Origin of the sequence: Mesorhizobium newzealandense, from assembly GCF_042682145.1 — a bacterium.
Taxonomy (GTDB): domain Bacteria; phylum Pseudomonadota; class Alphaproteobacteria; order Rhizobiales; family Rhizobiaceae; genus Mesorhizobium; species Mesorhizobium newzealandense.
On record NZ_JBHUGZ010000030.1, the window covers coordinates 382,820 to 396,628 of the forward strand.

Here is a 13,809-nt window from a genome sequence, read left to right on the forward strand (position 1 = left end):
CCCGGGCGCACAAACGCCCGGGCTGTTTTTGTTTCGTGACTGGGTCAAGGCAAACAGAAGGAACAGGGGGAATCGGTAGCTGAATAGATCCGTGGGATGATTTCGTGGGATCCGTTGATGGGCGGGTGAAATCACAACCGCGTGATTAAAATCTCTTGAAAGGACGCTTCCAAGCGGGTAGGGCTGATCTATCCCACTCGGGGGTGTGGCAAATGATGACGACCGAAGCGATTCAAGAGGGTGAGCCCTCCGATCAATTTTCGATGTTTTCTTCTCAGAATTCCAAGATACGATATAGTTACAACAAGATCAGAGAAGTAAAGTCGTACCGGGTCGGAGAGCTTTTTTTAGCGTACCGGGACATATTGTGGGATGATGGGCGGCATAAATACAATGTCAGCTCTTTCATCGGCGAGATAGATGAGCTTCTCCTTGGGGAGCGATTCAGCGCCTTTGACCAGAGTACCCTGGATAGCCTTATTGGTACCTTGCGCCAGCGCGGCAACAGCAACGCAACCATCAATCGAAAGATGGCTGCCCTCAGCAAACTGCTGCGCAAGGCTCATAAGATGGGAGATATCCACAGCCTGCCCGAGTTCCGCCGCCAGAAGGAGCGGGCGGGGCGGATTCGTTTCCTCGAGAGGGACGAAGAGGCACGGCTGTTTGCTGCCATCAGGAGCCGTAGCGAGGATGCCTACAGGCTTTCAGTCTTCCTGGTCGATAGCGGATGCCGTCTCGGTGAGGCGCTTGGGCTGATCTGGAACGACATCCAGGAGCATCGCGTCAGTTTCTGGATCACCAAATCCGGCCGCAGCCGCACCATTCCGATGACCGAGCGGGTCAAGGAGGTCATCAAGCTGCCAGCCACTGAAGGCCGCCGGCCCAAGGGCCCGTTCACCAAGCTCAGCCAGGCACAGTTCCGCGCCATCTGGAACGATGCGAAGGCCGAAGTTGGCCTTGGCGCCGACGATCAGGTGGTGCCGCACATATTGCGCCACACCTGCGCCTCTCGTCTCGTTCAGGGCGGCATCGACATCCGCCGTGTGCAGATGTGGCTCGGCCACCAGACTCTGTCGATGACCATGCGTTATGCGCATCTGGCTACCAATGATCTCGACGGCTGTGTGGTTGTCCTGGAAACGCCTCGCAGCGATCAACCGGCAAGCGGCGGCGAAGCCTCCGTGTTTTCGTCGCCCGTGACCGCGCCTTCATCCCCGACGGCGGTACGGAAACAGAGGGACGAAGCAGCTGCGGCCTCGCCGAAAGCGCCTCGGAAAAATTCAAAAGCCAAGTAGGCCGGAAGGCTGGCTTATACTGTTGCGACGACCCCAGGACCTTGTTTGGTCTTGGGGTTTACTTTTGACTGTACTGTCGCTCGGCGCGATCAAAAAAAGCGGCGATGTCGTGGGGCAGGCTGCCGGTCTCGAGGAATGGCGCATGGCTCTGGCCCTCGACTGTGATCGTCTCCATCATGGAATGATGCTCGCGCATCTGCTGCAACGTGTCTGTGGAGAGCAATCTCGAATTGGCGCCGCGTATGGCGAGCAACGGGATTGCGCCCAACGTGTCGAATTGCGGCCATAGCGACGGCAAAGGCTGCGTCAGGTCGAGACCTGCAACGGTGTCGACCAGCTTCGGGTCGAAATCCGGCACCAGGCCTTGACCCGTCTCACGGTTGAGCGCCCGTACCATCCGTGCCCAATCCGCGTCGGTGAGTGCCGAAAAATCATGGCCGTGAACGCCGCGCTGGGCATCCATTGCCTCGGTGAAGGTCTTGGGCTTCGGCGCGCGTTCGAGATAGGACTTGATATGGGCGAGGCCGGCTGGCTCGAGCACCGGCCCGATGTCGTTGAAAACAATGGCTTTCAGCATAGCCGGTTGCATCATGCCGAGCACATGGATGATCAGCCCGCCACGTGATGTGCCGATGAAGGCGGCCGCCTCTATTTCCAATGCCGCAAGCCCGGCGAGAATGTCGCCGGCTTCGACGCCGACATTGTAGTGACCGATGTCGAGATCGTAGGCCGACTGTCCGCGCCCGCGATAGTCGAAGGCAACCACTTTGCGCGGAGCCGCAGCTCGAGCCGAAAGATAGAGCGCCAGCTCATGAAAATCCCGGGCGTTGCGAGTCAGGCCGGGCAGGCAGACGACTGGCCAGTGTCCGGAATTTGCTTCACCATAGACTCGCGCGTGAAGTTTTAGCCCGTCCGGCACGCTGTAGAAAAAGTCGGAAAAGCCTTCAGTGCTCGCCATCTGGATTCTGTCCCTTCCCGTCGCCGAATTGTTTCTCGACAGCTACAGCTGAGGGAAGGTGGGGTCAAATTGGGCTTTGTTGGTGAGGCGGCCAATCTCGTGCACAGGGCGAAATTGACAGCTTCGGGGAAGTCGCCTCTCGAGCGGTCTGCTTCGGTCAGCTACGCCCGTTCACAAGGTCCCCGACGATGTCGTATTTGCCGGAAATACGCATCTTGTAGACCTCGTAATTCTCCATCACGCGCTGCACGTAACTTCTTGTTTCCGTGTAGGGAATCCGCTCGATCCAGTCGACGACGGCGTCGATGCCCTTGCCGCGTGGGTCACCGTACTTCGCGACCCACTGGCTGGCACGGTTGGGACCGGCATTGTAGCCGGCTAAGGTCAGCACATAGGAGCCGTTGAAGCGATCGAGCTGCTCGCCAAGGAAGGCCGAACCCAGCGTGGCGTTGTAACCGGCGTCGGTGGTCAGTCGTGTCTGCGAGAATTGCAATCCGGCTTTCTTCGCCAATTGCTTGGCGGTGCCCGGCATCAGCTGCAGCAACCCGCGCGCGCCTGCGCTGGACACGGCGCCGATGTTGAACTCGCTTTCCTGGCGGGCGATCGCATAGGCCAGCGCCTTGCCCGAACCGGAAATGTTGGCCGAATCGGGAATGACGCCGAGCGGATGCGACAGCGCGCCGACATCGATGCCGCGCGCCCCGGCGATCTTGCCGACTTTCAGCGCCATGAAATGGTTGCCTTGCTTTTCCGCAAGGACGGCGAGCAGCGCCAGTTCGCCAGGGCTGGTCAACTGCCCGGCAAGGTCGCGATAGAGCGTTTCGGCAAAACGGTCGAAGCCGGCCTCCTGCAGCCGCTTGATGGCGCTGACGGCCTCGCGGCCGGCAAAATTCTGCCGGTCGGCGGCGTCAGGCTGCGGGTAGGCGATGTTGAGCGCCTGCCGGCCGACGCGTTCGGCGGCAAGCTGGCCGTAGAATGTCGTGCCGTAGGCAGCAGCGCGCGCAAAATAGTCCTTGGCATTGCCCGGGCCACCGACTTCCGCCGCACGGCCGAGCCAGTAATAGGCGCGCGACAGGGTCATCGGTCCCTGGGCGAGGTCGGCGATGCGCGCGAAATGCATTGCCGCGGTTTTTGGGTCGTTCAGGCCACGCAGCGCATACCAGCCGGCATGGAACTCGGCCTCCGCCGCATTGGTGGCACTTTCGGCGGCATGCGTGGCGACGATCCGGTATGCCGTTTTCATGTCGCCCTGGTCGACCAGTTCGCGCGACAATACCCGGCGCTCGACCCACCAGGCATCCGGATCGACCAGAGCTTCGCGATCGGTTGGTGCCTGCATCACGACAGCCGCGGCGTCGGCAAAATTCTCTTGCTTGCGCAGATATTCGGCCTGCGCGAAGAAGTAGCCGGCCGAACGTTGCGCCGCCGGCACCGCCTTCAGCAGTTTGGGTGCGTTCTTGTCGCCACGGGAGGCTGCCGCCCAGGCATCGGCAAGCTGCTGGGCACCGGCGAGGCCAGCGACGCGCTGTGCGGAATTCACCCGATCGGCATAGAACATGCGCTCCATGCGAAAACGGTGGTCGGCGGGCGGGATCAGGCTGCTGAATTCCTTGAGCAACGCCGTCTCGTCCTTGGCCTCGAGGATCGCGGTGCGCCAGAATGGCGACAGCACCGAACGCGCCGCCTTGGCATTGCCCGACGCCACATAGGCGCGGGCGAGAACCATCACGCCTTCGAATGTCTGCGGTTGGCTGCCGTCGAACGCTCGAATGACGGTATCGGGGGCAGGGTTCTCCCGATAGAGCGCGCGCTCGCTGTTCTTGCGCAAGGCGACGGTGCCCGGCCAGTTGGGCAGCATCTTCGCGGCAGCGGCAATATCGCCGCTCGGAACCTTGTCGCCGCCATAAAGCGCGATCGCCCAGGCAAGGATATGCTGGTCGAGCGAGTGGCCGGGAAGGGCATCACGCACGGTACGGGCGCCAGGAATGTCGCCGGCCGCCAGCGCATCCAGCCCGCTCTTCAGCAGCGCGACGCTGGGCGAGGCATCCTGTTGCGTCCTGTCCTGCAGGCCTGGCATCGGCAGGGCCGAGGTGACCTGCACATCGACGCTGCCGCCAATCGCCATGCCCGGCATCAACGCGAGCGTGGCGCCAAGCAGCGCGAAGAGGTGAGGCCGACTGGCCGACATGGTCCTATGTCTTTCCTTGTCCTGGCATTCTACCAGCAGGCGCGGAGGCCTCGAAGCCTAAACTTAGGTCGTGAAGAGCCCGTAAACAAAGAGTTAGCGCGGTCGTTCGAATTGCGCTTGCTGGCACCATGGCAATGCTTGCCGCGCAACAATGTCGAGACTATGGTGCGCCGCTTCGCTTTCGGCTAGAAGGCGCGCACAACAAAAACCAGAAGTGCCAAGGAGTTGGACGACATGCTGAGAGGCTCGCTTACTGCGCTCGTGACACCGTTCGAAAAGAGCGGGCGTTTCGACGAGAAAGCCTTTCGTGCGTTCGTCGAGTGGCAGATCGGCGAGGGCACGACGGGCCTGGTCCCGGTCGGCACCACCGGCGAGTCGCCGACGCTGTCGCATGACGAGCACCGCCATGTCGTCAAGGTGTGCATCGAGGTGGCCAGGGGCCGAGCTCCAGTCGTTGCCGGCGCCGGCTCCAACAACACCGAGGAAGCGGTCGGGCTGGTGCAATATGCCGAGAAGGCCGGCGCGGACGCAGCACTCGTCGTCACGCCCTATTACAACAAGCCGACCCAGCGCGGCCTCTACGCGCATTTCGCCGCCGTCGCCAAGGCAACCAGCCTGCCGATCATCATCTACAACATCCCGCCGCGCTCGGTCATTGACATGAGCCCGGAGACGATGGGCCAGCTGGTGCACGACTTCAAGAACATCATCGGCGTCAAGGATGCCACCGGCAAGGTCGAGCGGGTTTCCGAGCAGCGCGCCACGTGCGGCAAGGATTTCATCCAGCTTTCGGGTGAGGACGCTTCGGCGCTCGGCTTCAACGCGCATGGCGGCGTCGGCTGCATTTCGGTGACGTCGAATGTCGCGCCGCGGCTCTGCGCCGAATTCCAGGAAGCAACGCTTTCCGGCGACAGCGCCAAGGCGCTGGAATTGCAGGACCGCCTGCTGCCGCTGCACAAGGCGATCTTCCTCGAGCCCGGCGTTTCCGGCGCAAAATATGCGCTGTCGAAGCTGGGCAAGGTCGAGAACGTGCTGCGTTCACCGCTAATGACGGTCGAACAGTTGACCGCCGACAAGATCGATGCGGCGATGAAGCACGCCGGCTTGATAAACTAGGGATGAGGCGCCACCTCTCCACATCATGAATCAAGTCAGAAAAGCCGATCCCAACAACAAGACCGTTGCGGAAAACCGCAAGGCGCGGTTTTCCTATGAGGTGCTCGATACGATCGAGACCGGCCTGGTGCTGACCGGCACCGAGGTCAAGTCGCTGCGCCAGGGCCAGGCCAACATCCAGGACAGCTATGCCTCGGTGGAAGGAGGCGAGATCTGGCTGATCAACTCCTATTTGCCGGAATATCTGCAGGCCAACCGCTTCAACCACGAACCGCGACGGCGCCGCAAACTCCTGCTCAACAAGCGCGAGATGGCCAAGCTGGCGCAGAGCGTCGACCGCGAAGGCATGACGCTGGTGCCGCTGAAGATCTATTTCAACGATCAGGGCCGTGCCAAGCTGCTGCTCGCCGTCGGCCGCGGCAAGAAGCTGCACGACAAGCGCGAGACCGAGAAACAGCGCGACTGGTCGCGCGAAAAAGGCCGGCTGATGAAGGAGCGTGGGTAGGCTGGGGGCCATTGGTTTGAAGAACCGGATTGTCCTTTTGGGATTGGCCAGCCTGGTTTTGGTGAGCCTCGTCGCTGCGGGGGGCTATCTCTATTTCAGGGCATTCTCGCCGGACCGTAGCAAATATCCGGTCAGGGGCATCGACGTGTCCCACCATCAAGGCCAGATCGACTGGCGCCGCGTTGCCGCCGACGATGTCGCCTTCGCCGTGATCAAGGCGACCGAAGGCGGCGATCATGTCGACGATGCCTTCTCCACCAATCTGCGTGAGGCCCGCGCCGCCGGGCTTGCCGTCGGCGCCTATCATTTCTTCACCTTCTGCCGGCCTGGCGCCGACCAGGCGAAGAATTTCATCTCGGTGGTGCCACACGACCAGCCGTTGCTGCCGCCGGTTGTCGACATCGAGTTCGGCGGCAATTGTCCACAGCGGCCAACGCCCGAGCAACTGAGCGCCGAACTCGCCGCGTTCCTCGCTCCGGTCGAGGCCGCATTCGGCAAGCCTGCGATTGTCTACCTGACCGACGAGGCTGAGCAGGCCTATGCCGGGCGCATCGCTGCCCGGCCGCTCTGGCTTCGCTCTTTGCTGCTGCAGCCTGACCGCGACGACTGGGTCTACTGGCAGTACCATAACAAAGGACGCGTCGATGGCATCAACGGCGATGTCGATCTCAACGTGCTGCAGGGTGGACCGGCTGTGTTGGCAGCGCTGTCTGCAGCATCGCCGGGACCGATCTCACCGGAAACGCCGCCATCGCGGTGACCCCATTCAGGGACATCGCTCGCCGCAGCTTCATGCGGCGGCCTGGGAAACCTCCGGCGCGAGCGTCACATTCGCATCGCCCCAGATTTTCAGGGCGGTGATCACCGGTTCCAGGCTTCTGCCGCGCGGGGTCAGGCTGTATTCCACCTTCGGCGGCACTTCCGGATAGATCTTGCGGGCAATCAGCCCATCGGCTTCCAGTTCGCGGAGCTGGTTGGTCAGCATGCGCTGCGTGCAGTTCGGAATGCGCCGGCGTATCTCGTTGAAGCGCAGCGTGCCCTCGAACAGATGGTAGAGCACGACGCCTTTCCACTTTCCGTCGATGTAGCGGAGCGTTCCCTCGACGGTGCAACCGGGGCTGCAATCGAATCGCTCATGGCGAATGCGCGGCATGACGGTATCCTTTTCGACATTATGTGCTTTATATGTGCATTCTTGCGCTTGCGGCACATAATCCGCATCTCTGCTCCGAACAATGCTCAACAGCAAACGCGGAGACCCGAAAATGCGCGCCGTCGGCTATCAAATCCCAGCCCCCATCACCGATCAGGCCTCCCTGGTCGACATCGACTTGCCCAAGCCGGAACCGAAAGGCCGTGAGCTGCTGGTCGAGGTGAAGGCAATCTCTGTCAATCCGGTCGACACCAAGGTGCGGCAGAGCGCCAGGCCCGAAGCCGGAGCGTGGCGTGTGCTCGGCTGGGACGCAGCCGGCCGGGTCGTCGCGGTCGGCCCGGACGCCAGCCTGTTCAAGGCGGGCGACGATGTCTTCTATTCCGGCGCCCTGGCGCCGCAAGGCACCAATGCCGAGTTCCACCGTGTCGACGAGCGCCTTGTCGGCCGCAAGCTCGGCTCGCTCGGCTATGCGCAGGCAGCGGCGCTGCCGCTGACAGCGGTCACCGCCTGGGAGGCTCTGTTCGACCGCCTCGATGTCAGGAAGCCTGTCATGGGCGCGGCAAAGGCCATCCTGATCATTGGTGGCGCCGGCGGAGTCGGTTCGATCGCGGTGCAGCTAGAGCAGTTTCTGGATAATCACGGTTAGGCATCGTAGCCGGCGTGGGCGAACAGGTTTTCGCATTCTTTGGGGTGGAAACGATCGATGGCGACGGCCACGGCGTCCCATAATTCCGGGATGGACCGGGCTGCTGCCTTTCGCAGTAAAGCCTTCAGCTTGGCGAAGGCCATCTCAATGGGGTTAAAGTCCGGGGAGTAGGGCGGAAGATAGCGAAGGGAAGCCCCCGCAGCCTCGATGATTTCGCGGACACCGACCACTTTATGAGCAGGCAGGTTGTCCATCACGACGACATCGTCGGGTTGAAGCGTCGGCACGAGGACGCGGCGCAAGTAGACCAGGAATGCTTCGCCATCCATGGCGCCGTCCAGGAGCCAGGGCGCGACGATCCCGTCGAGGCGCAGGCCGGCCGTGAAGGTCGTGGATTTCCAGTGCCCATGAGGAACAGCCGCCCGGCAACGCTGTCCACGCGCAGAGCGGCCTCGTAGCCGGGCCATCTTGGTATTGAGGCCACTTTCGTCGATGAAGATCAGGCGGCTCGGATCGAGATCGAGTTGGCCTTCGAACCACTCTTCCCGCGCTGCCAAAACATCCGGTCGCTGCTGTTCGGCCGCGTGCGCTGTCTTTTTTTGTACGTGATGCCACGCTTTGCGAAGAACGCATGGACCGTCGTCAGGCTGGCTTTGACCCCGCGCTCTGCCGCAAGGCGATCGACGATCTCGGCAAGCGTGATGTCCCGCTCATCGGTCTCGACCAAGGCGAGAATGAAAGTCTCGTGCGCGTCCAGCTTCGATACCTTCGGCTTGCCCTGCCGCCCAGGTTCCAGATTGCCGCTCGAACGCCAGGCCCGATACCATGCACCAGACGTCGATATCCCGATGGCAAACCGCCGTGCCGCTTCTCGGGTCGACAGGCCTGCCTCTATCGCCTCGATAACACGCGTCCGCAAATCCAGGCTGTAAGCTCGTGCCATGCCGCTGCTCCTTCCGCAAATCACTTCGATCAGGGAATCAGAACAAGCCGTTCACTGCAAACAAACGACTCCGATTAAGGGAAAACCGCTCTAGCGCGCCAACTGACCGATCTGACGGTGATCGCCACTGCATCGAGGCCCGAGACGCGCGACTGGGCACTTGGGCTCGGCGCTCATCATGTCGTCGATCATTCCAGGCCGCTCGCTGCTGAAGTCGCAGCCCTCGGCATCGGCGCACCAGCCTTTGTGTTCTCGACAACCAACACCGACCGGCACCTGGCCGAGATCGCCGAACTGATCGCGCCGCAAGGCCGTTTCGGACTGATCGACGATCCCAAATCGCTCGACGTCAATCCGTTCAAGCGCAAGAGCGTCTCTGTGCATTGGGAGTTCATGTTCACCCGCTCGATGTTCGAGACTCAGGATATGGCCGCGCAGGGTGAGTTCCTCAACGAATTGGCCCGGCTTGTCGATGCCGGGACCATCCGCACCACACTGGGCGAGACCTTCGGTCCTATCAATGCCGTCAATCTGAAGCGCGCCCATGCGCTCATCGAGACCGGCAGGGCCAAGGGCAAGATCGTGCTGGAAGGGTTCTGAAGGGCGGCGTTATTTCTGCAGGAACGCCGCGATTTCGCTGAAGACGCTGACGAACATCGCCTCGGTCAGCACACCGGTGTTGGTATTGTAGCGCGAGCAGTGATAGCTCGAAAACAGCGTGATGCCGCCGGCCGGCAGCTGCCCGCCATGCTTGAACGGATAGGCGGCGATGCGCGCACCCAGCGCGCGCACGGTCGACTGGTGCGCGATCGATCCCAGCGCCAGCACGGCGCGCAAATTGGGAAACTGGGCGATCGTCGGCACCAGGAACGTCCGGCAGGTGGCGATCTCGGCGCCCACCGGCTTGTTCTCCGGCGGCACGCAGCGCACCGCATTGGTGATCGCCGTGCCGACCAGCTCCAGCCCGTCATCGGGCCGCGCCTTGAACTCACCGCGCGCAAAACCATGCGAAATCAGCGTCGAGTAGAGCAGGTCGCCGGCGTAGTCGCCGGTGAAGGGCCGTCCGGTGCGGTTGGCGCCGCGCAGGCCGGGCGCCAGCCCGACGATCAGAAGCCGGACGGCATCGTCGCCATCAGGTGGCAGGAAGGTCGGCACCGGCGCGTTGAACCAGGACGGCTCGCGTTGCCGCCATTCGGCGATGAAGTCATGCAGCCGCGGGCAGAGCGGGCAGTCGCGGCCGGGTTCGGAGCGGGAGAGGGCGGTCAAGGCGACCGGCCTCAGTAGTCGTCCTCGTCGACTTCGGCCGGCTCGGGCCGACGCACCGGCCGCTCGGACGGATCGCGGCCGACTTCGTTCTTCAGCGTTGTCAGGTCGATGAAATGGTCGGCCTGCCGGCGCAGATCATCGGAGATCATCGGTGGCTGCGAGGCCATGGTCGAGACGATGGACACCTTGCGGCCGCGCCGCTGCAGCGCCTCGACCAGCGTGCGGAAATCGCCGTCGCCGGAAAAGATGACGTAGTGATCGACGACATCGGCGAGTTCCAGCGCATCGACGGTAAGCTCGATGTCCATATTGCCCTTGATCTTGCGGCGGCCGGTCGAGTCGGTGAATTCCTTGGCCGGCTTGGTCACCACCTTGAAGCCGTTGTAGTCGAGCCAGTCGATCAACGGACGGATCGAGGAGTATTCCTGATCCTCGACCAGCGCCGTGTAGTAGTAAGCGCGCAGCAGATAGCCACGCTTCTGGAAGCTCGACAGAAGCTTGCGATAGTCGATGTCGAAGCCGAGCGCGCGCGAGGTGGCGTAAAGATTGGCGCCGTCGATGAATAGGGCGATTTTTTCACGAGGGTCGAACATGGAAAATAGTCCTTTCGAAATAAGCGGCCGTCTAAACGAAATGCGCTGGCGACTATCGGTCAGGCTCATAATAAACCGGCTGACCGTTACCCTATCCGAGATAACGCCAGTTTCGCGGCAATCCAAGGGCGGTTGCCGCACTGCAAGCAATTGTGATCGGGACGCCGAACCCATGGATGCAGCCTGGTTCTGCCGAATCGGGTGTCTAAACGAAGGATTGGGCGCCCTGCGACCCGGCCATTGCCATGATGCTTGTATTTTGGCGGCGTTCGGGTTAAGGACCGCGCCTGTTTTCCATTAAATCCATCGCATGAAAGGGGCAATCCATGGCCCGCGTAACCGTTGAAGATTGCATCGACAAGGTCGACAACCGCTTCGAGCTGGTGCTCCTTGCCGGCCACCGCGCCCGCCAGATCAGCCAGGGCGCGCCGATCACCGTGCCGCGTGACAACGACAAGAACCCGGTCGTGGCGCTGCGCGAGATCGCCGACGAGACACTGTCGCCCGACGACCTCAAGGAAGACCTGATCCACTCGCTGCAGAAGCACGTCGAGGTTGACGAGCCCGAGGCCGATGGCGAGGCGATTGCCGACCAGACCGGCGCCGCAGTCGCGGCCACCGACGCCGATGACGTCGAAGAGAACATCACCTTCGACCGGATGACCGAGGAAGATCTCCTCGCCGGCATCGAAGGCCTGGTGCCCCCGGAAAAGAGCGACGACTACTAAGCGAACCTCTGTTGCGAAGGTCGCTGGAATAATCGTCCGGCACTTCCGTATCGGCAGTTTCGTGGCTATCTATGACATGCGCCGTACAGCAGTGCGGCGCATGATTCATTTCACCGCTGCGAGATCCCGCCCATGATGCGTCAGTATGAGCTTGTCGAGCGCGTTCAGCGCTACAAGCCTGACGTCAACGAGGCGTTGCTCAACAAGGCCTATGTCTATGCCATGCAGAAGCATGGCCACCAGAAGCGCGCTTCCGGCGATCCCTATTTCTCGCATCCGCTCGAAGTCGCCGCCATCCTCACTGAAATGCATATGGACGAGGCGACGATCGCGGTCGCCCTGTTGCACGACACCATCGAGGACACCACGGCGACGCGGGCCGAGATCGACGAGCTGTTCGGGCCCGAAATGGGCAAGCTGGTCGAGGGGCTGACCAAGCTCAAGAAGCTCGACCTCGTCTCGAAGAAGGCCGAGCAGGCGGAAAACCTGCGCAAGCTGTTGCTGGCGATTTCGGAAGACGTCCGCGTGCTTCTGGTCAAGCTCGCCGACCGCCTGCACAACATGCGCACCCTCGACCATATGCCGGAGGCCAAGCGCCTGCGCATCGCCGAGGAGACGATGGACATCTACGCGCCGCTGGCCGGGCGCATGGGCATGCAAGGCATGCGCGAGGAGCTGGAGGAGATCGCCTTCCGCTACATCAATCCGGAAGCCTATCGCGCCGTCACCGCCCGCCTCGCCGAAATCTTCGAGCGCAACAAGGATGTGTTGTCCGAGATCGAGAAGGCGCTGTCCACGCTGTTCGAAAAGCATGCGATCAAGGCTGGCGTGAAAAGCCGCCAGAAGAAGCCGTGGTCGGTGTTTCGCAAGATGGAGGCCAAGGCGCTGTCCTTCGAGCAGCTGTCCGACATTTTCGGCTTCCGCGTCGTCGTCGAGACGGTCGAGGACTGCTACCGGGCGCTTGGCGCCATCCACACGACGTGGTCGATGGTGCCCGGCCGCTTCAAGGATTACATCTCGACGCCGAAGCAGAACGACTACCGGTCGATCCACACCACCATTGTCGGGCCGTCGCGCCAGCGCGTCGAGCTGCAGATCCGCACCCACCAGATGAACAAGATCGCCGAATACGGCGTCGCCGCGCATTCGATCTACAAGGATACCGGCGGCAAGACGAACGGTGCCGCCCACGCGATCTCGAAGGAAACCAACGCCTATGCCTGGCTGCGGCGCACCATCGAGCAGCTTGCCGAGGGTGATAATCCCGAAGACTTTCTCGAAAACACCAAGCTGGAATTGTTCCAGGACCAGGTGTTCTGCTTCACCCCGAAAGGCATGCTGATTGCCTTGCCGCGAGGTGCCACGCCCATCGACTTTGCCTATGCGGTGCACACCGATGTCGGCGACACCTGCGTCGGTGCCAAGGTCAATGGCCGCATCATGCCGCTGATGACAGAACTGAAGAACGGCGACGAGGTCGAGATCATCCGCTCCAAGGCGCAGGTGCCGCCGGCGGCGTGGGAATCGGTCGTCGTCACCGGCAAGGCGCGCTCGGCCATTCGCCGTGCCACCAAGAATGCCATCCGCAAGCAATATTCTGGCCTCGGCATTCGCATCCTGGAACGCGCCTTCGAACGCGCCGGCAAGACCTTCACCAAGGAAAGCCTGAAGCAGGTGCTGCACCGGCTGGCGCGCAAGGACATCGAGGACGTGCTGGCCTCGGTCGGCCGTGGCGAGCTCGCCTCCACCGATGTCATGAAGGCGGTGTTTCCCGACTACAAGGACGAGCGGGTCACCACGGCAGCACCCAAGCAGCGCGAGGAGGGCTGGTCGAAGATCCGCAACGCCGCCGGCATGCTGTTCCAGATTCCGGGCCGTGCCGCGCGCAAGGACAAGGACCAGCCACGCGATGGCGCGGTGCCGATCCGCGGTGTGCGTGGCGACCTGCCGGTGCGTTTCGCGCCGGAAGGAGCGGTGCCCGGCGACCGCATCGTCGGCATCGTCCAGCCGGGCACCGGCATCACCATCTATCCGATCCAGTCGCCGGCGCTGCAGGCCTTCGACGACCAGCCCGAACGCTGGATCGACGTGCGCTGGGACATTGACGAGCGCACCAAGGAACGGTTTCCGGCGCGCGTCTCGGTCACCGCCATCAATGCGCCGGGTTCGCTCGCCGATATCGCCCAGGTCGTTGCCTCAAACGACGCCAACATCCATACGCTGTCGATGGTGCGGACCGCGCCCGACTTCACCGAAATGCTGATCGATCTCGAAGTCTGGGATCTGAAGCACCTCAACCGGCTGCTCTCGCAGCTCAAGGACAATTCGAGCGTCAGCGATGCAAGGCGCGTCAACGGCTAGACCATGATCCCGAAAAGTGGGGGCCGGTTTTCGGAAAAGATCATTGGTCAATCAAAA

General features: G+C 62.1%; 12 protein-coding genes and 2 pseudogenes. 8 read left to right on the forward strand and 6 right to left on the reverse strand.

Annotation, left to right across the window (positions count from 1 at the left end):
- The first annotated feature begins 212 nt into the window (after positions 1 to 212).
- Positions 213 to 1,295: a tyrosine-type recombinase/integrase gene (locus tag ACFSOZ_RS35855; protein WP_379106113.1), complete on the forward strand. Its 1,083-nt coding sequence runs from the start codon at positions 213 to 215 to the stop codon at positions 1,293 to 1,295.
- 58 nt (positions 1,296 to 1,353) lie between these two features.
- Here ACFSOZ_RS35855 and ACFSOZ_RS35860 read toward each other — a convergent pair whose 3' ends face one another.
- Positions 1,354 to 2,253: an alpha/beta fold hydrolase gene (locus ACFSOZ_RS35860; protein WP_379106115.1), complete on the reverse strand. Its 900-nt coding sequence runs from the start codon at positions 2,251 to 2,253 to the stop codon at positions 1,354 to 1,356.
- Positions 2,254 to 2,410: 157 nt separating this feature from the next.
- Positions 2,411 to 4,441, reverse strand: a complete 2,031-nt coding sequence (locus tag ACFSOZ_RS35865; RefSeq protein ID WP_379106116.1) for a lytic transglycosylase domain-containing protein — start codon at positions 4,439 to 4,441, stop codon at positions 2,411 to 2,413.
- Between the two features lie 234 nt (positions 4,442 to 4,675).
- On the opposite strand from ACFSOZ_RS35865, the gene dapA reads away from it, so the two are divergent.
- The 3 genes from dapA to ACFSOZ_RS35880 are packed head-to-tail and all read left to right on the forward strand — an operon-like array spanning position 4,676 to position 6,822.
- Entirely contained in the window at positions 4,676 to 5,557 is an 882-nt protein-coding gene (gene dapA, locus ACFSOZ_RS35870; protein WP_379106118.1) for a 4-hydroxy-tetrahydrodipicolinate synthase, read from the forward strand.
- A 25-nt stretch (positions 5,558 to 5,582) separates the two neighbouring features.
- Complete coding sequence (gene smpB / locus ACFSOZ_RS35875) at positions 5,583 to 6,062, forward strand: SsrA-binding protein SmpB (RefSeq protein ID WP_111549164.1); 480 nt, start codon at positions 5,583 to 5,585, stop codon at positions 6,060 to 6,062.
- Between the two features lie 16 nt (positions 6,063 to 6,078).
- Positions 6,079 to 6,822 carry a glycoside hydrolase family 25 protein gene (locus ACFSOZ_RS35880; protein WP_379106120.1) on the forward strand — a complete coding sequence of 248 codons (744 nt, stop codon included), beginning with the start codon at positions 6,079 to 6,081 and terminating at the stop codon, positions 6,820 to 6,822.
- Positions 6,823 to 6,852: 30 nt separating this feature from the next.
- Here the strand turns inward: ACFSOZ_RS35880 and ACFSOZ_RS35885 are convergent, their stop codons facing one another.
- The gene (locus ACFSOZ_RS35885) at positions 6,853 to 7,215 is read right to left on the reverse strand and encodes a winged helix-turn-helix transcriptional regulator (RefSeq protein WP_379106123.1); all 363 of its coding nucleotides are present in this window, start codon (positions 7,213 to 7,215) and stop codon (positions 6,853 to 6,855) included.
- A gap of 112 nt (positions 7,216 to 7,327) precedes the next feature.
- On the opposite strand from ACFSOZ_RS35885, the pseudogene ACFSOZ_RS35890 reads away from it, so the two are divergent.
- A pseudogene (locus tag ACFSOZ_RS35890) lies at positions 7,328 to 7,846 on the forward strand (alcohol dehydrogenase catalytic domain-containing protein); the annotation flags it as partial.
- Positions 7,847 to 7,857: 11 nt separating this feature from the next.
- Here the strand turns inward: ACFSOZ_RS35890 and ACFSOZ_RS35895 are convergent.
- A protein-coding gene (locus tag ACFSOZ_RS35895) for an IS630 family transposase (RefSeq protein WP_417568608.1) occupies positions 7,858 to 8,804 on the reverse strand; the annotation gives its coding sequence in 2 pieces (ribosomal slippage) (positions 7,858 to 8,460 and positions 8,463 to 8,804; 945 coding nt in all).
- Between the two features lie 90 nt (positions 8,805 to 8,894).
- Between ACFSOZ_RS35895 and ACFSOZ_RS35900 the strand changes: the two are divergent.
- Positions 8,895 to 9,404, forward strand: a pseudogene (locus tag ACFSOZ_RS35900) (zinc-binding dehydrogenase); the annotation flags it as partial.
- 9 nt (positions 9,405 to 9,413) lie between these two features.
- On the opposite strand, the gene ACFSOZ_RS35905 reads toward ACFSOZ_RS35900, so the two are convergent.
- Both ACFSOZ_RS35905 and ACFSOZ_RS35910 read right to left on the reverse strand, forming a co-directional pair.
- On the reverse strand, positions 9,414 to 10,070 hold the full coding sequence (locus ACFSOZ_RS35905) for a uracil-DNA glycosylase (protein WP_379106124.1): 657 nt from the start codon (positions 10,068 to 10,070) through the stop codon (positions 9,414 to 9,416).
- An 11-nt stretch (positions 10,071 to 10,081) separates the two neighbouring features.
- Positions 10,082 to 10,663: a LabA-like NYN domain-containing protein gene (locus ACFSOZ_RS35910; protein WP_010915096.1), complete on the reverse strand. Its 582-nt coding sequence runs from the start codon at positions 10,661 to 10,663 to the stop codon at positions 10,082 to 10,084.
- Positions 10,664 to 10,989: 326 nt separating this feature from the next.
- Between ACFSOZ_RS35910 and rpoZ the strand changes: the two genes are divergently transcribed.
- Together rpoZ and ACFSOZ_RS35920 are read left to right on the forward strand one after the other, a co-directional pair.
- Entirely contained in the window at positions 10,990 to 11,391 is a 402-nt protein-coding gene (rpoZ, locus tag ACFSOZ_RS35915; RefSeq protein ID WP_379106126.1) for a DNA-directed RNA polymerase subunit omega, read from the forward strand.
- Positions 11,392 to 11,523: 132 nt separating this feature from the next.
- Entirely contained in the window at positions 11,524 to 13,752 is a 2,229-nt protein-coding gene (locus tag ACFSOZ_RS35920; RefSeq protein ID WP_379106128.1) for a RelA/SpoT family protein, read from the forward strand.
- Positions 13,753 to 13,809: the final 57 nt, after the last annotated feature.